Genomic DNA, 17,443 nt, shown 5'->3' with positions numbered 1-17,443 from the left:
GGCACACGACGGGCACAGGCGAAGTCGAGGTGGCACACGTGGCGATGTGGGACAAGCTCAAGGAGCAGGCCAAGGGGCTCCAGCAGCAGGCGCAGGGCGCGCGGGGCGGCGGTCCGGCGCGGCCCGGGGGGCCTGGCGGCGGCTCCGGCGGCGGCTCCAGGGCCCAGCTCGTCGGGGCGCTGAAGTCGCAGCTCACCTCGCTCAAGGCGGAGCTGAAGAGCGGCGCCTTCCGGGACGCGAGCATGGCCGTGTGCGCCCTGGTGGCCGCCGCCGACGGGCATGTGGACCCTGCCGAGCGGCAGCACGTCGAATCGCTGATCGTCTCCAACGACGTCCTGCAGAACTTCCCCGCGGGCCAGTTGCGCGAGCGCTTCAACCGGCACGTGGACCAGCTCGCGGCGAACTTCGCACACGGCAAGGCGCAGGCGCTCCAGGAGATCGCCAAGGCGGCGAAGAAGCCGGTGGAGGCGCGCGCGGTGGTCCAGACGGGCCTGGTGGTCGCCGGGGCCGACGGCTATGTCGCCCCGGCGGAGGAGCAGGTGCTGCGCGAGGCGTGCGCCGCGCTGGGCCTGTCCCCGACGGAGTTCGGCCTCTGAGGCGGACACCCTCCGGCGCCGGGCCGCGCCGCTCCGTGGTCCCCGGTGCGCAGGACGGGCGCCGCGGCGCCCCGGGGGCGACGATGGAAGGGGTGATGGCTGCCATGGAGTTTCCCGAACACTACGAACTCGTCTTCCAGGCGCCCGCTGTCGCCGACGACGTGGTCGTCGTGCACCGCACCGACCGCACGGGCGCCGGAGGCTGCCCGGTCTACCAGGACGCCACCGGGATCGTCCGCGCCGAGATCAGCGAGCGGGGAGAGGTCCGCATGCTGGCCAGCGGCGCCCACCAGGTGCACCCGCTCCCGGTGGTGGCCCGCGTCCTGACGGGCTGAGCGCGGCCTCTGCCGCGATCCGGCCGCAAGCGCTGCCGGGCGGCCGGTCGCTGCCGGGTGCCCCGGGCCGCCGCGCCGTCGTGCGACCCGGCCGCTGCCGGGTGCCCCCGCCCGCCCGCGCTCCGGGCCGCGTCCCGGAGCGGGCCGGGCCCGGTCCTGGTCGCTGACCCGCACGGTGGACGCACTCCTCGTTCCGCGATCGGCCGCCCGGCGGCCGCCGGGGCCCCGGCCTGCCCCCGGCGATCCGGGGCCAGGCCAGGGCGTGGACCCGGTCGGCCGGCTGCGCCCCGCCAAGGGCGCGGCGCGGCGCTCACCAGTGCCCCGGAGCGGCGCGCCCCGGGGGTGCTCCGCCCGGCTGCCGGGCCCGGGCTCCGCCCGCGGCACCCCGCCGCCATGCCCCCAGCGACGCCCGGGAAGGGCGGCACCCCCGGCCAAGCCCGGCCGCCGCCGGGGCGCGCGGTCCGCTGCGCTATACTGGGCTCCGTCGCCTTCGGCCCGCACAAGCGGTGTCCGGAGGCTTTTTTCATGCCCTCTGACGCCCCTTCACCCCTCCCTGCCCAGCCACCCCGGACGGGATACCGCGCTCTGCTGCGCAACCGCGAGTTCGCCGGCCTCTACACCGGCTTCACCCTCGCGGTCGCCGCGAGCACCCTCGCGGGCTTCGCCCTCGCCACCCTCGTCGACCACCAGACCGGCTCGCCCCTGCTGACCGCCCTCAGCATGTACGGCGCCACCTTCGCCACCGTGCTCGGAGCCCTGACGCTGATGTCGGTCGCGGACGGGCACCGGCCCCGGCGGACCCTCACCGCCCTCCAGTGCGTCTCGCTCGCGGTCACGGCCGCGCAGGCGCTTCCCGCGCTCCCCCTCGCCGTGCGCTTCGCGCTGCTCCTGGTGCTGGGGTTCTTCCAGTCCCTGGGGACGGGCGCGCGCATGGGGCTCCTCGCCGAGGCGGTACCGACCGCCTCCTACGCGACGGCGCGCTCGCTGATGAACATCACCGCGGGCGCCACGGCCGTCCTCGGGTACGCCGCGGGGGCCGCGCTGCTGCGCCTCCTGCACCCGCCGGGCGTGTTCACCCTGGCCGCCGTCCTCACCGCGACCGCCCTGGCGGTCACCGCGGCCACCGTCCGGGAGCGCTCGGTCCGCCCCACCAGCCGCCCGGGACTGCGCCGGACCCGGACGGCCAACCGTGCCCTGTTCTCCCGTTCCGGCCCGCGAGCGCTCCTGCTGAACCTCTGGGTCCCGGGCGGCCTGATCGTCGGCTGCGAGGCCCTGTTCCTCTCCTACGCACCGGACCTGGCGGGGGCCCTGCTGGCGGCCGTATCGGCCGGCATGCTCCTCGGCGACCTGATCGTCGGGCGGCTGCTGACCGCCGGGCAGCGGAGCCGCGCGGCCTTCCCGCTGCGCCTGCTGCTGGCCGCCCCCTTCCTGCTCTTCGCCGCCGACCCGCCCCCCGGGGCGGCGATCGCCGCGGTGTTCGTCGCCGGTGCGGGCTTCGCCGCCACCCTGCCGCTCCAGGAGCGGCTCCTCGCCCTGACACCCCCGGCGATCCGGGGCCAGGTCCAGGGCGTGGACTCGGCCGGCCGGATGACCTGCCAGGGGCTCGGTGCGGCGCTCGCCGGGGCCGCCGCCCAGTACGCGGACCCCGGAACGGTCATGACCGCCCTGGCCGCCCTCTCGCTCACCGTCACCCTGGCCTCCCGGCCCTTCGTCTCCCGCGCCCGCCGCCTGCACCACGATCTCGGCACCCCTGACCGCCGGGAGGAGCGTGCCGCTCCGTGACCCGCGGCCCCTCCCTCCGCACGGGCCCCGCAGGCCGCCCCGCAGGCCGCCCCGCAGGCCGCCCCGCCCCGGCCGCCTCGCAGCGGGCCCGGGCCGGGCGGATCCTGTAAGCACAAGCCCCGAGCGGCCGGGAGAGCGGCGATGACCAGGACACTGCAGTGGAACGTCGACGTGGCCCTCGTCGAGGACGAGGGCACCACCAAGGCACGGGCCCGTCTGCGCACGGACACGGGAACCATCACCGGCTACGGCACGGCCCACCTCAGCCCGCAGGACGTGGACGTGCCGAAGATCGGCGAGGAACTCGCGGCCGCCCGTGCGATGCACAGCGTGGTGCGCCAGCTGATGCGGGCCGCCGACCGCGACCTCCAGGCCGTGGGCGCCGGCCCCTCGGGCCCGCCGGAGCCCGGCTACGGATGGCCCTACAGCGCGCCCTGAGCCCGGCCGGGCGGGCCCCCGCACCCGCCCGGGGCCGGGCCGTCCCGGCCGCCGGCCGGGCGGGCCGGGGCGGCTCACCCGCCCGCGGGGCCGTGGGCGACCACCGCCACGGGGACCGTGCAGTGATGGATGGCCGCATGCGCCACCGGCCCGATGTGCGGCACCACCGGTGCATGGCGTACCCGCCGGCCGACCACGGCCAGCGCCGCCCCTTCCGCCTCGGCCACCAGGATCCGGGCGGGCGAGCCGACGGCCACCCGCTGCTCGACGGTGACCTCGGGATGGCGCAACCTCCAGGGTCCGAGCGCCAGCGCCAGGGAGGACAGCCCGTGCCGCTCGGCGGCCGCCCGGTGCTCCGGCGAGCGTCCGTGGAGGACCGGCAGCCGGGCGACGTGCACCGCCCTGAGCAGCCCTCCCCGCAGCCGCGCCGCCTCGAAGGCGAAGTCGAGCACCGCCTCGTCGACGTGCGGCGTGGTGCCGCCGTGGTGCAGCTCCACCCCGACCACCACGTCCCGGCCCCGGTCGCCCCCGCCGGTGCGCACCACGACGACGGGCCGCTCACTCGCCCCGATCACGGCCTGCCCGACGGAGCCGAGCAGGGTGCCCGCCACCGTGCCGAGCCCCCGCGACCCCAGGACCAGCAGCTCGGCCCGTGCCGCCGCCACGGCCAGTGCCGCCGGGGCCCGCCCCGAGAGCCTGCGGGTGGCCAGGGCCACCCCGGCGTGGGCGCCGCGGACCTCCGCGGCCGCGTCGGCCAGGAGGCCGTCCGCCCACCGGCGGTGGTCGTCGCGGTTCACCGTCGGGACCGCGACCGCCAGCGGCAGCGGCCACTCCTCGACGTGCACCAGCAGCAGCGGAAGCCCGCGCCGCCGCGCCTCCTCCGCGGCCCAGTGGGCCGCGGCCAGGCTCTCGGGCGTGCCGTCGACACCGGCGGTCACCGAACGGGACACGGGAACCTCCTCGGGCCTGTGCACTGCCCCGGCCTCCAGGGTCGCGCGCGGTGCTCCGGCCCGCCACGGGCCCCGGCAGGCGGCCCCGCGGGCGCACGGCCATCCTGGTGCCGAGGGCCCGCCCGACCGGTGACCGCCCCGCCGGGCCCGAAGCAAGCGCCGACCCCCCGCGGGGCGGACCGGACAGGAGCCGCCGCCATGCCCGAGGGGAGCGAGCCCGGCCGCCGGACCGCCGTACCGGCGGCCCCGCGCGCCCGCGCCCCGGGGTGCGCCCTGCGGGGCACCCCGGGGCGCGCCGCCGCGCGCCCGGCCGCACGCGCCCCGCGGCGCGGCTCCGCACTCACCTGCGGGCGGGAGCGGCGATGAGCGGCTGGAGCTGGGAGTACGAGGGCTACGACCCCGGTGCCGAACGCCTGCGGGAGGCGCTGTGCACCCTGGGGAACGGCTACTTCGCCACCCGCGGTGCCGCCCCCGAGTGCACCGCCGACGACCTCCACTACCCGGGCACCTACGCCGCGGGCTGCTACAACCGCCTGACCTCCACGGTCGCGGGGCGCCGGGTGGAGAACGAGGACATGGTCAACCTGCCCAACTGGCTGCCCCTGCGCTTCCGCCCCCGCGGCCCGGACGGCCCCGAGCCCTGGCTCGCCCCCGACACCCCCGCCCTGCGCGACCACCGCCAGCGGCTCGACCTGCGCACCGGCACCCTGACCCGCACCTGCCGGTACACGGCCGCCGACGGGCGCCCCCTGACGGTCCGGCAGACCCGCCTCGTCCACATGGGGGACCCCCATCTCGCCGCGCTGCGGACCGAGTTCACCGCGGAAGGCTGGGACGGGGAGATCGAGGTCGAGTCCGCGCTGGACGGCCGGGTCACCAACAGCGGTGTGGAGCGCTACCGGGGGCTCGACGGCCGGCACCTCGTCCACGTCGGCACCGGTGACGCCTCCCCCGGGGTCGTCTGGCTGCGCTGCCGCACGAGCGCCTCCGACGTCCGGATCGGCCTGGCGGCCCGCACCACCACCGACGCCCCGGCGGAGCACGGCAGGACCGCGCACGAACCGAAGCGCGCCGTGCAGCTGCTGCACCTGCCGCTCACCCACGGACGGCCCCTCACGGTCGACAAGGTCGCCGCCCTGCACACCTCGCACGACAGGGCCATCGGCGACCCCCTGCACGCGGCGTCCGACCGCGCCCGGCGCGCGCCGGGCTTCGAGGAGCTGCTGGAGTCCCACCGCGGTGCCTGGCGGCGGCTGTGGAGCCGGGCCGACCTCGACGTGCCGGGGGAGGCGGGCCGGATCCTGCGGCTCCACCTCTTCCACGTCCTGCAGACCCTCTCCCCGCACACGGCCGACCTGGACGTGGGCGTGCCCGCCCGGGGCCTGCACGGGGAGGCCTACCGCGGCCATGTGTTCTGGGACGAGCTGTTCGTGCTGCCCTACCTCAACCTCCGCTTCCCCGAGGTCTCCCGGGCCCTGCTGACCTACCGCCACCGCCGCCTGGAGCGCGCCCGGCTGCTGGCCCGCGACTGCGGCCACCGCGGCGCCCTCTACCCCTGGCAGAGCGGGAGCGACGGGCGGGAGGAGACCCAGGAGGTGCACCTCAACCCGCGCTCGGGGCGCTGGCTGCCCGACCACTCGCACCTCCAGCACCACGTCGGATCGGCGATCGCGTACAACGTCTGGCAGTACTGCGAGGCGAGCGGCGACACGGAGTTCCTGTACACCAGGGGTGCCGAGATGCTGGTCGGGATCGCGCGCTTCTGGGCCGACTCCGCGGCCTACGACCCCGGGCTCGGCCGCTACCGGATCCGCGGGGTCGTGGGCCCCGACGAGTACCACGACGCCTACCCCGGCGCCGACCGCCCGGGGATCGACGACAACACCTACACCAACGTCACCGCCGCCTGGGTGCTCGCCCGCGTCCTCGAACTGGCCGGTGGCCTGCCCGCTCCGCGCCGCAGCGAGCTCTTCGGGCGCACCGGGCTCACCGGCACCGAGCTGGCGCACTGGGAGGAGGTGTCCCGCAGGCTGTACGTGCCCTTCCACGACGGGGTGCCGAGCCAGTTCCACGGCTACGGCGACCTGGCCGAACTCGACTGGGAGGGTCTGCGTGCCCGCCACGGGGACATCCGCCGCCTCGACCGCGTGCTGGAGGCCGAGCACGACACGGTCAACCGCTACAAGGCCTCCAAGCAGGCCGACGTGCTGATGCTCGGATACCTGTTCTCCCCCGACGAGCTCGGGGGTCTGCTGCGCCGCCTGGGCTACGCCATGGACGAGGACGTCTGGCACCGCACCGTGGACTACTACCTCCACCGCACCACCCACGGCTCCACCCTCAGCGGACTGGTGCACGGCTGGATCCTGGCCCGGGTGCGCCGCGGCGAGGCGTGGGCGTACTGCCGCGAGGCCCTGGAGGGCGACATCGCCGACCTCCAGGGCGGCACCACCGAGGAGGGCGTGCACCTCGGCGCCATGGCCGGCACGCTCGACCTCGTGCAGCGGGGTCTGAGCGGCATGGAGACCCGCGCGGGCGCCCTGTGGTTCGACCCGGTCCCGCTGCCGCAGCTCGCCCAGTACGGGTTCTCGTTCCGCTACCGCGGCCACTTCGGGGTGCGGGTGCGGGTGCGGCCGGGTGAACTGAGCGTCGGTGTGCCCGCCTCCTCGCAGGGCCCGCCCGTGGAGGTGCGCCTGGGCGGCGCCGTGGTGACCGTCGACCCGGGAACCGTGCGCACCCTGCCGATCCCGTCCGCCTGACGCCGCCCGCCGCCCAGGAGCGCGCCCGCCCCTCCCGCGCGGGCCGGGGCGGCGCGGGAGGCGGCGTCTCAGGCCTCCGGGGCGGGCACGTCGTCGCTCGCGTAGTCCAGCCGGTCGACGACGTCGACCACGCCGTCGATGCTCTCGCACAGCCGCACCACGATCCGCGCCAGCGAGCGGCGCTCCAGGGTGCCGCTGAGCGTCACCCGGCCGTCGGCCACCTCCACGCCCACCGCGGCGGGGGAGACACCGAGCGTGCCGGCGAGCACGTCCTCGACGATCTCCTCCTGGATGGCGCGGTCGCGCCGCAGGAAGAGCCGGAGCAGGTCGCTGCGGCTCACGACGCCGGCGAGCCGTCCGTCCTCCGCGACCACGGGGAGCCGCTTGATGCGGTGGTCCTCCATGACGCGGGCCGCCTGCACGGCGCTCCAGCCGGGACGGGCGACCACGGCGGGGCTGCTCATCAGGCCTTCGGCGGTGTCGGCGCTGGTGCCCCCGGTATGGCGGCGCAGCAGGTCGGCCTCGGAGACGACCCCCACGGGCCGCCCCTCGTCGTCGACGACGGGCACGGCGGTGATGCCGTACTCGTCGAGCAGCCGGGCGATCTCCTTGAAGGCCGTGCCGCGCTGGGCGACCACCGCCTGCGGGGTCATCAGGTCGGCTACCGAGCGGTGTCTCATCGTGCACCAGTCCAGGGGGTCATCGCGGCGCCTCCAGTCCGTCCGGGTCCTCTTGGGGACAGTATTTCCGAGTCTGTCCCCGGTCGGCCGGGAGGGTGGTGAATGCCGGGCCCGCCGTGCGGGCCGGGCGGGCGCTGGCTACCGTGGGCGCGGGGCGGGGCACGTGCCGTGACCGGACCGCCGACAGGAGAAGGTGGCGACCATGCCCGGACAACCGCAAGCGGACTCAGGCGGCGCGGGCCGGGACCGCGCAGGCAGCGACATCGGCCGCCGGGCGGCCGCCCGCCGCCGGGAGCTCGGGCTCTCGCGGGAGGAGGTCGCCCTGCGGGCGGGCTCCGCGCCCGGGTACCTGCAGTACCTGGAGGAGAGCCCGGCCGCGCCCGGGATGGGCTTCCTGCTGCGGCTGGCGGACGCCCTGGAGACCACCGTCACGGCGCTGACCGGTGGTGACGCGGACCTCCCGGCCGGTGCGGGCCGTGCGGGGTACCACCCGGAGCTGGTGGAGCTGGATGCCGAGGAGTGCTGGGACCTGCTCGGCGCGCACGGTGTGGGCCGGGTCGCGGTCGCCACGACGGAGGGGCCGGCGATCCTCCCGGTGAACTACCTGGTCACCGAGGGCGAGGTCGCCTTCCGTACCGGTCACGAGTCGCTGCTGGGCCGTTCGGCGGGGCGTGAGGCCGCCTTCGAGGTGGACCACATCGACGAGGCCTTCAGCCAGGGCTGGAGCGTGCTGGTCGTCGGCGCGGCGCGCCGGGTCACCGACGAGGAGGAGGGGCGGAGGCTGGATCGCGAGGCCTACTCCGCGCCCTGGGCCGGGGGCGGGCGGGAGCTGTGGATCGCGGTCGCCCCGACGCGGATCACCGGGCGGCGGATCCTGGTGCGCGGCGCCCCCGGGCAGTCGTAAGCCTCATTTCGGACATGCATCCATATATGCCGCGAGGGGAGCCGTGCCACCGCCGCCTCACCGGCGCGACTGAATGTCCGATTTGGCCGCCAATGAATTCATTGGCGGCCTTTGCTCCATCGCTGGTGACATCGGTCACCCGGCCTGCCCCGCGCAGTGGATCTCCCCTGCCCTTCTCCGTTTCCTGCAAAGGGAACTGACGGAACGGAAGTCGATCTCGGGCGCCCTCTCCCGGTGCTTTCGGCGCCCCGCGCATTGCGTGTGTGAATTGCGGGCTTGTTGTGCCGCCGGTGCCTCGCCTACGGTCACGGCATTCCGGACGGGACGCCGAATCCTGCCGCTGTCCGGTATTCCGACCAGATCACCCGAACTCGGCAGGAGCGGGGGAACCAGGTAAGTCGCCGGACCGGCGTCCGCCAAGGACGCCGGGACGGCTCGGGGTGAAGCCGTGCGCTCGCACGGCCGGGCATCTCCAGCCCGAACCCGACAGCTCACCTCGCAGGCGACGGAGAGGAACTCACCATGCCTGCACAGGGTAAGCACCGCCGTCCCCGCTCCCGCCGCATCGCCCTCGGCCTCGTCGCCGTCGGAACGGGCGGCGCAGCCCTCGCCCTCCCGCTCCTCGGGGCGACGACCGCCAGCGCCGCACAGCCCGCCCACGCTCCCGCCGCCCCGGCCGCCGCCGTGGCCGCTCCCGCCGTCGCGCAGCAGAGCGCCCCCGTGACGTACTCCGTGGTCGCCGGCGACTCGCTGTCCGCCATCGCGGTGGAGCACTCGGTGGACGGCGGCTGGCAGAAGCTCTACCAGGACAACCGCGAGGCCGTCGGCGACAACCCCTCGCTGATCCACCCCGGTCTGGAGCTGACCATCGGCGGCGGGCGCGCCGAGGCCGACCGTGCCGACCGCTCCGCCGAGCGCGCCCCCGCCGCCACCGGCACCGCGGGCAAGTCCGCCCCGGCCGCGCAGACCGCCGCCGTCACCTACCCGGACAACCTGGACGGCTGGATCCGCGAGGCGCTGTCCATCATGAAGAAGCACGGGATCCCCGGCAGCTACGAGGGCATCCACCGCAACATCATGCGCGAGTCCTCCGGCAACCCCCTCGCGATCAACAACTGGGACATCAACGCCCACAACGGCGTCCCCTCCAAGGGCCTGCTCCAGGTCATCAAGCCGACCTTCGACGCCTACCACGTCGCGGGCACCAAGCACGACCAGTACGACCCGGTCGCCAACATCGTCGCCGCCTGCAACTACGCGGCCGACCGCTACGGCTCGATCGACAACGTCGACAGCGCCTACTGAGCCGCACCCGCCCCGACCGCCCGGCCCCCGCAGCGGCCCGGCGCGGACACCGCAGACGCCCGGAGGGCGCACCCCGAACGGGGTGCGCCCTCCGGCGCCGTCCGCGGACCGGTCCCGGCCCGCGGTCGCGTCACCTGCGCATGACCTCCGGCTCGTGGCGCCGCAGGAAGCGGGCCACCAGGAAGGCGCAGAAGGCCCCGAGGGCCAGCAGCACGCCCATGTCGAGCATCCAGGCCCCGGCCTCGTGGTCCCACAGCGGGTCCGTACTGGCCGGGTCGTCGGTGTTGGGGTTGATCCGGTTGAAGTCCAGGGTGGTGCCCGCGGCCGCCACCGCCCAGCGCGAGGGCATCAGGTACGAGAACTCGTTGACGCCGACCGTCCCGTGCAGGACGAACAGGCAGCCGGTGAAGACGACCTGGACGATGGCGAACATCACCAGCAGCGGCATGGTCTTCTCGGCCGTCTTCACCAGTGCCGAGATGATCAGGCCGAACATCATCGAGGTGAAGCCGAGGGCCATGATCGGCAGGGACAGCTCCAGCAGCACCGCGCCCCCGAGGACCAGCCCCTCCTCGGGCAGCTCGCGGGTGGCGAAGCCGATCGCGCCGACCAGCGCACCCTGGACAGCGGTGATCATCCCGAGGACGATCACCTTGGACATCAGGTACGCCGAGCGGGACAGGCCGGTGGCCCGCTCCCGCTCGTAGATCACCCGTTCCTTGATCAGCTCGCGGACCGAGTTGGCGGCGCCCGCGAAGCAGGCGCCCACCACCAGGATCAGCAGCACCGTGGTGGCCGTGCCGTTGGGGATGATCCGCCCGGTCTGCTCGTTGACGTTGACCAGCAGGCCGTTGTCCGGGTTGATCACCAGGCTCACGGCGCCGAGGACGGCCGGGAGCACCAGCATCAGGGCCATGAAGCCCTTGTCCGAGGCGATCACCGAGACATACCGCCGGATCAGGGTGAACAGCTGGGAGCCCCAGCTCTGCGGCTTCGGCGGCTTCAGCTGCTGCGGCGGCATCTGCACCGCCTGCGGGGCGACGGCGTCGATGTCGGCGGCGTACATCTGGTAGTGCTGGGAGCCCTTCCAGCGGCCGGCCCAGTCGTAGTCCCGGTAGTTCTCGAAGGCCGAGAACACGTCCGCCCACGTGGTGTAGCCGAAGAAGTTCAGCGCCTCCTCGGGCGGGCCGAAGTACGCCACCGCACCGCCGGGCGCCATCACCAGCAGCTTGTCGCAGAGCGCGAGTTCGGCCACGGAGTGGGTCACCACCAGCACGGTGCGGCCGTCGTCGGCGAGACCCCGCAGCAGCTGCATCACATCGCGGTCCATGCCCGGGTCGAGGCCGGAGGTCGGCTCGTCCAGGAAGATCAGCGAGGGCTTGGTCAGCAGCTCCAGGGCCACCGAGACGCGCTTGCGCTGCCCGCCGGAGAGCGCGGTGACCTTCTTGTCCTTGTGGATGTCCAGCTTCAGTTCGCGCAGCACCTCGCCGATGCGCGCCTCGCGCTCGGCCTCCGTGGTGTCGGCCGGGAAGCGGAGCTTGGCCGCGTACTTCAGGGCCTTACGGACGGTGAGCTCCTTGTGCAGGATGTCGTCCTGCGGGACCAGACCGATGCGCTGGCGCAGCTCGGCGAACTGCTTGTAGAGGCTGCGGTTGTCGTAGAGGACGTCGCCCTGGTCGGCGGGCCGGTAGCCGGTCAGCGCCTTGAGCAGGGTGGACTTCCCGGAACCGGAGGGGCCGATCACGCCGATGAGCGACTTCTCCGGCACGCCGAAGGACACGTCGCGCAGGATCTGCTTGCCCCCGTCGACGGTGACCGTGAGGTGGCGGGCGGAGAAGGAGACCTCGCCGGTGTCGACGAACTCCTCCAGCCGGTCGCCGACCAGCCGGAAGGCGGAGTGGCCGACGCCGACGATGTCGCTCGGGCCGATCAGGACCGTGGAGGACTTGGCGATGGGCTGGCCGTTGACGTACGTGCCGTTGTGGGAGCCCAGGTCGCGGATCTCGAAGCGGCCGTCGGGGGTCGCGACGAACTCGGCGTGGTGGCGCGAGACCTGGAGGTCGGAGACGACCAGCTCGTTCTCCAGGGCACGTCCGATGCGCATGACGCGGCCGAGTGCCAGCTGGTGGAAGGTGGTCGGGCTGCGGTCGCCGTAGGCCGGGGCGGGGTCCTGCCGCCCGGCGCCCTGCTGGTGCGGGACCTGCGGTGCCCCCGGCGTCCCCGCCGCGTGCGGGGGAGCCTGCGCCCCCTCGCCGGCGGGCGCGGGTGCGGCGGCGGGCCCGGACCAGGCCCCGGGCGCACCGGCCTGTGCGGCGGCGTGGGGCGCGGCGGCGGGCTGGGCGCCGTATCCGCCCGGCGCCGGGGCGGAGAAGGCCAGCAGCGGGCCGTCCGTCGCGTTGCCGAGGTGGACGGCGGCGCCGGGCCCGAGTTCCGTCTGGTGGATCCGCCGGCCGCCCAGGTAGGTGCCGTTGGTGCTGCCGTGGTCCTCGACGGCCCAACTTCGGCCGTTCCAGCTGAGCGTGGCGTGCCGCCACGAGACCCGGGCGTCGTCGACCACCAGGTCACCCTGCGGGTCGCGGCCGAGCGTGTACGTCCTGGACGGATCGAGGGTCCAGGTCCTTCCGTTCAATTCCAGTACGAGTTCCGGCACTCCATGCCCCACTAGTTGTCCCCCGAGCGCCCCCCGTCGCCGGGAGTCTAGGGATGGCGAACATCGTGGGGAACTATTTCAGGCCCGGTCCGGAATCCGAAAGCCAGGCCGCGGGAAGACCGCCTTCGGTACCCAGTTGGGACCTTCGTCACCGCACGGCGACGGGAGGCGCGGCGGTGCGGCGCGGGCCGCTCCTCGACACGGCGGGGGCGGTGCGGCGCAGGCCGGGGAACGCACGGCGCGGGGGGCGCACGGCGCGGACCGGGGCGGTCCGCGCGGGGCGGGGGCCTGCGGCGCGCGGCTGTCCGCCAGACGGGACGGAGGGGCTGTCCCGGGCCCGCGCCGGATACGGTGGGAGCACCATGACTGCAGCGCAGACCCCTCCGGGTACCGACGTCCCCACCCTTCTCGTGAAGATCTTCGGGAAGGACCGCCCCGGCATCACCGCCGGGCTCTTCGACACCCTCGCCGCCTACGCCGTCGACGTGGTCGACATCGAGCAGGTCGTCTCCCGCGGTCGGCTCGTGCTGTGCGCGCTGGTCACCTCGCCGTCGGCGGGCGGGTCCGGCGAGGGCGACCTGCGGGCCACCGTGCACAGCTGGGCGGACTCCCTGGGGCTCCAGGCCGAGATCATCTCCGGTACGGGCGACAACCGGCCGCGCGGCAGCGGGCGTTCGCACGTCACCGTGCTGGGCCACCCGCTGACGGCCGAGTCGACGGCCGCCATAGCGGCCAGGATCAGCGGCATGGGCGCCAACATCGACCGCATCTTCCGCCTGGCGAAGTACCCCGTGACCGCGGTCGAGTTCGCCGTCTCCGGGGTGGAGACGGAGCCGCTGCGCACGGAGCTGGCCCCGCTGGCCCAGCGCATCGGCGTGGACGTGGCCGTGGTCTCCGCCGGGCTGCACCGGCGCGCCCAGCGCCTGGTCGTGATGGACGTGGACTCGACGCTGATCCAGGACGAGGTCATCGAGCTGTTCGCCGCCCATGCGGGCTGCGAGGACGAGGTGGCCGCGGTGACCGCCGCGGCGATGCGCGGTGAGCTGGACTTCGAGCAGTCGCTGCACGCCCGGGTGGCGCTGCTGGAGGGCCTGGACGCCTCGGTGGTCGACAAGGTGCGCGCCGAGGTCCGGCTGACGCCCGGGGCGCGGACCCTGATCCGCACCCTGAAGCGGCTCGGCTACCAGGTGGGCGTGGTCTCCGGTGGGTTCACGCAGGTCACCGACGACCTCAAGGAGCGGCTGGGGCTGGACTTCGCCTCGGCCAACACCCTGGAGATCGTGGACGGCAGGCTCACCGGCCGGGTGACGGGCGAGATCGTCGACCGTGCGGGCAAGGCCCGGCTGCTGCGCAGGTTCGCCGAGGAGGCGGGGGTTCCGCTGGAGCAGACGGTGGCGGTCGGCGACGGCGCCAACGACCTGGACATGTTGAACGCCGCGGGGCTGGGAGTCGCCTTCAACGCGAAGCCGGTGGTGCGCGAGGCCGCGCACACCGCGGTCAACGTGCCCTTCCTGGACACGGTGCTGTACCTGCTGGGGATCACCCGGGAAGAGGTGGAGGCCGCGGACGGCGGGGCCGCGGAGCACTGAGCCGAGGGCGGTCCGCCCCGGGCCCCGGCGTGAGGGACGCCTCTGCCGGGGCCGCGGCGTACGGTGCCGGCCGTCCGCCGCGGCCGTACGGCGTCAGTCGTGCGGCGTGCAGTAGTCGAGCAGGCGTCCGGAGCCGTGCTCCAGGGTCTTCCAGGATCCCGTGAAGCCCACCACCGCGTAGGCGGAGGTGGGGAACCCGTCCCGGTTCATCCGGGACAGGGTGTCGCCCTCCACGCTCCCGGCCAGCGCGTCGGCCAGCGCGTGCATCCCGGGGTTGTGGCCGATCACCAGCAGGTCGCCCACCTCGTCGGGGACCTCGTTGAGCAGGGCGATCAGCTCCCCGAGGGATGCCTCGTAGAGCCGCTCCTCGTAGACGGTCCTCGGGCGGTGGGGCAGCTCGTGCACGACCAGCTTCCACGTCTCACGCGTCCGGGTCGCGGTGGAGCACAGGGCGAGGTCGAAGGCGATCCCGGCCTGGGCGAGGCGGCGGCCCGCCACCGGCGCGTCCATGCGGCCGCGGTCGGCCAGCGGGCGCTCGTGGTCGGACACCTGGGGCCAGTCGGCCTTGGCGTGGCGGAGGAGGACGATCCGTCGGGACTCGGGGGATCCGGGGGGTGTCCCCCCGGAAGACACAGCGGCGCTCATACCTCCCAGCTTCGCATGAAACACGCCACCGGGCGCAGGGTGTTGACGGCTCTCCCGCGAAGGGGAGGCATCAGGGGGCGAGGGTCTCGCGTACCTGCGCGAGGAGCGCGCCGACCGCTCCGGCGCCCTGCGCACCGTCCCCGGCCTGCACCGCTCCGGTGGCCGTGATCAGGGCGAGGAGCGCGGCGAAGGCCAGCGCCGGGAGAACCAGCGCCCACCAGGGCAGCCGCGTCCCGGCCGCGGCCGGCGGGCGGGGACGGGTGTGCGTGGGGACCGGCATCGCCGCCTCCGTGGGTCTGGGCTGGGATGCTTCCGACCCTACGGAGGAGCGCCGGGCGGCCCCATCCGGTGATCCACCCAGTTCTCCCTGAGCCCTGCCCCCTAGGGGGTGGTGGTGCTGGCCCCACCCCGGGTGCGGGGGCGGCGGGGCCGTCCGGCGGTCAGGGCGCGGCGATCGTCGCGAGGATCGAGATGACCACGCCGATGAGGAGGATCAGGCCGAAGATCCCGAGGAGCTTCCGCTGGCCGTTCTGGGGGTTCGGATCGAGCACAGGCATGGGGTCAGTCTCGCATCCCCCGCTCGTCCTCGATCGTGCGGTCCCGTCCCGCCAGCACGCCCATGGCCATCTGGGGCACCAGCAGGGCGGCCATGAGCGACAGGGGCAGGGTCCAGCCGCCGCTGTGCTGGTACAGCATGCCGACGAGCAGGGGGCCGGGGACGGAGATCAGGTACCCGGCGGACTGGGCGAAGGCCGAGAGCCGCACCACGCCCGCGCCGGTGCGGGAGCGCATGCCGATCATGGTCAGGGCGAGGGGGAAGGCGCAGTTGGAGACGCCCAGCAGCAGGGCCCAGGCCCAGGCCCCGGCGGCGGGGGCGAGGAGCAGCCCGAGGTAGCCGGCCAGTCCGCACAGTCCGAGGAGCACGACGATCGGGCCCTGGTGGCGCAGCCGGCCCGCCACCCGGGGGATGACGAAGGCCAGGGGGACGCCCATCGCCATGGTGACGGCGAGCAGGACGCCCGCGGTCGAGGCGGGGACCCCCGCGTCGCGGAAGATCTGCGGCATCCAGCCCATGGTGATGTAGGCACCGGTGGCCTGGAGGCCGAAGAAGCCCCCCAGGGCCCAGGCGGTGGGGCTGCGGGTGATCCGGGGGGCCGGGGCGCCCTCCGCGGCCGCGGCGGCCCCGCCGACGGCGGACGCCGAGCGGTTGCGCACGAGGACGAGGACGAGCCAGGGCAGGACGGCCAGCGCCGCGGGAAGGGCCCAGACGGCGAGCCCGGTGCGCCAACCGCCGCCCAGCGCCGAGGTCATGGGGACGGTGGCCGCGGCCGCGGCGGAGGTCCCGAGGGCGAGGGCCATCGAGTAGAGGCCGGTCATCGAGCCGACCCGGTCCGGGAAGTACCGCTTGACGATCACCGGCATCAGCACGTTGCTGACGGCGATGCCCATGAGGGCGAGGGCGCTCGCGGCGAGGAAGCCGGCCTCGCCGCCGGCGAGGGAGCGGGCGGCCAGCCCGGCCGCGACGGCGGCCATGCCCGCGCAGACGACGGCGGCGGGCCCGAAGCGGCGGGAGAGGCGGGGTGCGGCGATGCCGAGGACGGCGAAGCAGAGCGCGGGCACGGAGGTGAGGAGCCCGGCGGCGGTGCCGCTCATGTGCAGGCCGACGCGGGCCTCTTCGAGGAGGGGGCCGAGGCTGGTGATCGCGGGCCGGAGGTTGAGGGCCGCGAGCACGATGCCGACGGCGACGAGCCGGAGGGTCCACACCGCCCGCCGGGTGCCGGGGGCCTCCGGGGCGGTGCCACGGGGCGAGGGGCGTGTCGGTGCCGTTTCGGCGGGTCGCAGGGTCCGGATCTCGTCAGGCATGGGGCCCATCATAGAATCATGGGATGAATATGTGTCCAGTCGGGTGCCGGAGGGGGCCGGGGGCTGGAACGATGGGTACCGACCGGCCCACGACCGGACCCGAGCGGACCGGCCTACGACAAGGAGCACCATGGCGCTGTCCTCACCCCGGCGTTCCGCGCTCTCCGACCAGGTGATCGCCCAGCTGCGGAACCAGATCACCTCCGGGGAGTGGCCCGTGGGCTGCCGCATCCCGACCGAACCGGAACTCGTGGAGCAGCTCGGTGTCGCCCGCAACACGGTGCGCGAGGCGGTCCGCGCCCTGGCGCACAACGGCCTGCTGGACATCCGCCAGGGCTCGGGCACCTATGTGGTGGCCACCAGCGAGCTCGCGGGGGTGATGCACCGCCGCTTCGCCGACGCCGATCCGCGCCACATCGCGGAGCTGCGCTCCACGCTGGAGTCGTCCGGCGCCCGTCTGGCCGCCGAGCGGCGCACCGCGAAGGACCTCGTACAGCTCCAGGCGCTGCTGGGACGGCGGGAGGAGGCGTGGGAGTCGGGCGATGCCGAGCGCTTCGTCGCCGCCGACGCCACCTTCCACCTGGCCGTGGTCGCCGCCTCCCACAACGAGGTGCTGACCGGCCTCTACGCGGACCTGGCCGACCTGCTGCGGGACTGGCTGCGCGACGACGTCGGGCGGGAGCTGCGCCCGGAGCACCACATGGACCACGCGCGCCTGGTGGAGGCGATCAGGGCGGGTGACGGGGAGCGGGCCGCGGCGGAGGCGGCGGGCTACCCGTTCCTGTGCCTGCGCCGCCCGGAGGGCGTGTGACCGGCGCGGTCGGGCCCCCGGGGGCCCGCCCCCCCCCCCCCCCGGGCCCCCCCGGGGGGGGGGGGGGGGGGGCGGCCCCCCCCCCCCCCGGCGCCGGGGTGAACCCACCGCCCCCGGGCAACAAAAACCAACCCCC

Annotated in this window: 16 protein-coding genes and 1 riboswitch; of the genes, 9 read left to right on the top strand and 7 right to left on the bottom strand. The window is 75.0% G+C overall.

Annotated elements, in window-relative coordinates; genetic code table 11:
* The first annotated feature begins 38 nt into the window (after nt 1–38).
* The 4 genes from ACGF15_RS00080 (at nt 39) to ACGF15_RS00065 (ending at nt 3,151) form a co-directional block, all read left to right on the top strand.
* Nucleotides 39–596, top strand: a complete 558-nt coding sequence (locus ACGF15_RS00080; RefSeq protein ID WP_345608153.1) for a TerB family tellurite resistance protein — start codon at nt 39–41, stop codon at nt 594–596.
* Nucleotides 597–700: 104 nt separating this feature from the next.
* Nucleotides 701–931, top strand: a complete 231-nt coding sequence (locus ACGF15_RS00075) for a DUF6296 family protein (RefSeq protein WP_256526449.1) — start codon at nt 701–703, stop codon at nt 929–931.
* 525 nt (nt 932–1,456) lie between these two features.
* Nucleotides 1,457–2,713 (top strand): MFS transporter, encoded by a 1,257-nt coding sequence (locus tag ACGF15_RS00070; RefSeq protein ID WP_392796396.1) that lies wholly within the window; start codon nt 1,457–1,459, stop codon nt 2,711–2,713.
* A gap of 141 nt (nt 2,714–2,854) precedes the next feature.
* Nucleotides 2,855–3,151 carry a DUF1876 domain-containing protein gene (locus tag ACGF15_RS00065; RefSeq protein WP_256526447.1) on the top strand — a complete coding sequence of 99 codons (297 nt, stop codon included), beginning with the start codon at nt 2,855–2,857 and terminating at the stop codon, nt 3,149–3,151.
* A 74-nt stretch (nt 3,152–3,225) separates the two neighbouring features.
* Here the strand turns inward: ACGF15_RS00065 and ACGF15_RS00060 are convergent, their stop codons facing one another.
* On the bottom strand, nt 3,226–4,101 hold the full coding sequence (locus ACGF15_RS00060; protein WP_362606279.1) for a universal stress protein: 876 nt from the start codon (nt 4,099–4,101) through the stop codon (nt 3,226–3,228).
* Nucleotides 4,102–4,463: 362 nt separating this feature from the next.
* Between ACGF15_RS00060 and ACGF15_RS00055 the strand changes: the two genes are divergently transcribed.
* Nucleotides 4,464–6,860 carry a glycoside hydrolase family 65 protein gene (locus ACGF15_RS00055; protein WP_392796395.1) on the top strand — a complete coding sequence of 799 codons (2,397 nt, stop codon included), beginning with the start codon at nt 4,464–4,466 and terminating at the stop codon, nt 6,858–6,860.
* Between the two features lie 68 nt (nt 6,861–6,928).
* On the opposite strand, the gene ACGF15_RS00050 is transcribed toward ACGF15_RS00055, so the two are convergent.
* Nucleotides 6,929–7,540 (bottom strand): CBS domain-containing protein, encoded by a 612-nt coding sequence (locus ACGF15_RS00050; RefSeq protein ID WP_362606273.1) that lies wholly within the window; start codon nt 7,538–7,540, stop codon nt 6,929–6,931.
* Nucleotides 7,541–7,742: 202 nt separating this feature from the next.
* On the opposite strand from ACGF15_RS00050, the gene ACGF15_RS00045 reads away from it, so the two are divergent.
* Together ACGF15_RS00045 and ACGF15_RS00040 are read left to right on the top strand one after the other, a co-directional pair.
* The gene (locus tag ACGF15_RS00045; protein ID WP_392796394.1) at nt 7,743–8,444 is read left to right on the top strand and encodes a helix-turn-helix domain-containing protein; all 702 of its coding nucleotides are present in this window, start codon (nt 7,743–7,745) and stop codon (nt 8,442–8,444) included.
* 352 nt (nt 8,445–8,796) lie between these two features.
* Nucleotides 8,797–8,962, top strand: a riboswitch (cyclic di-AMP (ydaO/yuaA leader).
* Between the two features lie 4 nt (nt 8,963–8,966).
* Nucleotides 8,967–9,749, top strand: coding sequence for a transglycosylase SLT domain-containing protein (locus tag ACGF15_RS00040; protein ID WP_392796393.1), 783 nt, complete (start codon nt 8,967–8,969; stop codon nt 9,747–9,749).
* A 130-nt stretch (nt 9,750–9,879) separates the two neighbouring features.
* Here ACGF15_RS00040 and ACGF15_RS00035 read toward each other — a convergent pair whose 3' ends face one another.
* Nucleotides 9,880–12,399, bottom strand: a complete 2,520-nt coding sequence (locus ACGF15_RS00035; protein WP_345615664.1) for an FHA domain-containing protein — start codon at nt 12,397–12,399, stop codon at nt 9,880–9,882.
* 362 nt (nt 12,400–12,761) lie between these two features.
* Between ACGF15_RS00035 and serB the strand changes: the two genes are divergently transcribed.
* The gene (serB, locus tag ACGF15_RS00030) at nt 12,762–13,988 is read left to right on the top strand and encodes a phosphoserine phosphatase SerB (RefSeq protein ID WP_345615665.1); all 1,227 of its coding nucleotides are present in this window, start codon (nt 12,762–12,764) and stop codon (nt 13,986–13,988) included.
* 93 nt (nt 13,989–14,081) lie between these two features.
* On the opposite strand, the gene ACGF15_RS00025 is transcribed toward serB, so the two are convergent.
* From ACGF15_RS00025 to ACGF15_RS00010, 4 genes are all read right to left on the bottom strand, one after another.
* The gene (locus tag ACGF15_RS00025) at nt 14,082–14,633 is read right to left on the bottom strand and encodes a histidine phosphatase family protein (protein WP_345615666.1); all 552 of its coding nucleotides are present in this window, start codon (nt 14,631–14,633) and stop codon (nt 14,082–14,084) included.
* A gap of 70 nt (nt 14,634–14,703) precedes the next feature.
* Entirely contained in the window at nt 14,704–14,913 is a 210-nt protein-coding gene (locus ACGF15_RS00020) for a hypothetical protein (RefSeq protein ID WP_345615667.1), read from the bottom strand.
* A gap of 160 nt (nt 14,914–15,073) precedes the next feature.
* Complete coding sequence (locus tag ACGF15_RS00015) at nt 15,074–15,190, bottom strand: SGM_5486 family transporter-associated protein (RefSeq protein WP_345615669.1); 117 nt, start codon at nt 15,188–15,190, stop codon at nt 15,074–15,076.
* 4 nt (nt 15,191–15,194) lie between these two features.
* The gene (locus ACGF15_RS00010) at nt 15,195–16,496 is read right to left on the bottom strand and encodes an MFS transporter (protein WP_362612433.1); all 1,302 of its coding nucleotides are present in this window, start codon (nt 16,494–16,496) and stop codon (nt 15,195–15,197) included.
* A 130-nt stretch (nt 16,497–16,626) separates the two neighbouring features.
* Here ACGF15_RS00010 and ACGF15_RS00005 point away from each other — a divergent pair, with 130 nt between their 5' ends.
* Nucleotides 16,627–17,307 (top strand): FadR/GntR family transcriptional regulator, encoded by a 681-nt coding sequence (locus ACGF15_RS00005; protein WP_362612431.1) that lies wholly within the window; start codon nt 16,627–16,629, stop codon nt 17,305–17,307.
* Nucleotides 17,308–17,443 lie beyond the last annotated feature (136 nt).

Source organism: Streptomyces sp. NPDC048001 (assembly GCF_043203115.1).
Lineage (GTDB): Bacteria > Actinomycetota > Actinomycetes > Streptomycetales > Streptomycetaceae > Streptomyces > Streptomyces sanyensis.
Note: the sequence above shows the minus strand (reverse complement) of the source record. Positions and strands in the feature narration are given on the sequence as shown.

Coding starts and splice junctions, on each gene's coding strand:
- ACGF15_RS00075 (WP_256526449.1), top strand. CDS start 701: ATGGAGTTTCCCGAACACTACGAACTCGTCTTCCAGGCGCCCGCTGTC.
- ACGF15_RS00070 (WP_392796396.1), top strand. CDS start 1,457: ATGCCCTCTGACGCCCCTTCACCCCTCCCTGCCCAGCCACCCCGGACG.
- ACGF15_RS00065 (WP_256526447.1), top strand. CDS start 2,855: ATGACCAGGACACTGCAGTGGAACGTCGACGTGGCCCTCGTCGAGGAC.
- ACGF15_RS00055 (WP_392796395.1), top strand. CDS start 4,464: ATGAGCGGCTGGAGCTGGGAGTACGAGGGCTACGACCCCGGTGCCGAA.
- ACGF15_RS00050 (WP_362606273.1), bottom strand. CDS start 7,540: ATGAGACACCGCTCGGTAGCCGACCTGATGACCCCGCAGGCGGTGGTC.
- ACGF15_RS00045 (WP_392796394.1), top strand. CDS start 7,743: ATGCCCGGACAACCGCAAGCGGACTCAGGCGGCGCGGGCCGGGACCGC.
- ACGF15_RS00040 (WP_392796393.1), top strand. CDS start 8,967: ATGCCTGCACAGGGTAAGCACCGCCGTCCCCGCTCCCGCCGCATCGCC.
- serB (WP_345615665.1), top strand. CDS start 12,762: ATGACTGCAGCGCAGACCCCTCCGGGTACCGACGTCCCCACCCTTCTC.
- ACGF15_RS00025 (WP_345615666.1), bottom strand. CDS start 14,633: ATGAGCGCCGCTGTGTCTTCCGGGGGGACACCCCCCGGATCCCCCGAG.
- ACGF15_RS00020 (WP_345615667.1), bottom strand. CDS start 14,913: ATGCCGGTCCCCACGCACACCCGTCCCCGCCCGCCGGCCGCGGCCGGG.
- ACGF15_RS00015 (WP_345615669.1), bottom strand. CDS start 15,190: ATGCCTGTGCTCGATCCGAACCCCCAGAACGGCCAGCGGAAGCTCCTC.
- ACGF15_RS00010 (WP_362612433.1), bottom strand. CDS start 16,496: ATGCCTGACGAGATCCGGACCCTGCGACCCGCCGAAACGGCACCGACA.
- ACGF15_RS00005 (WP_362612431.1), top strand. CDS start 16,627: ATGGCGCTGTCCTCACCCCGGCGTTCCGCGCTCTCCGACCAGGTGATC.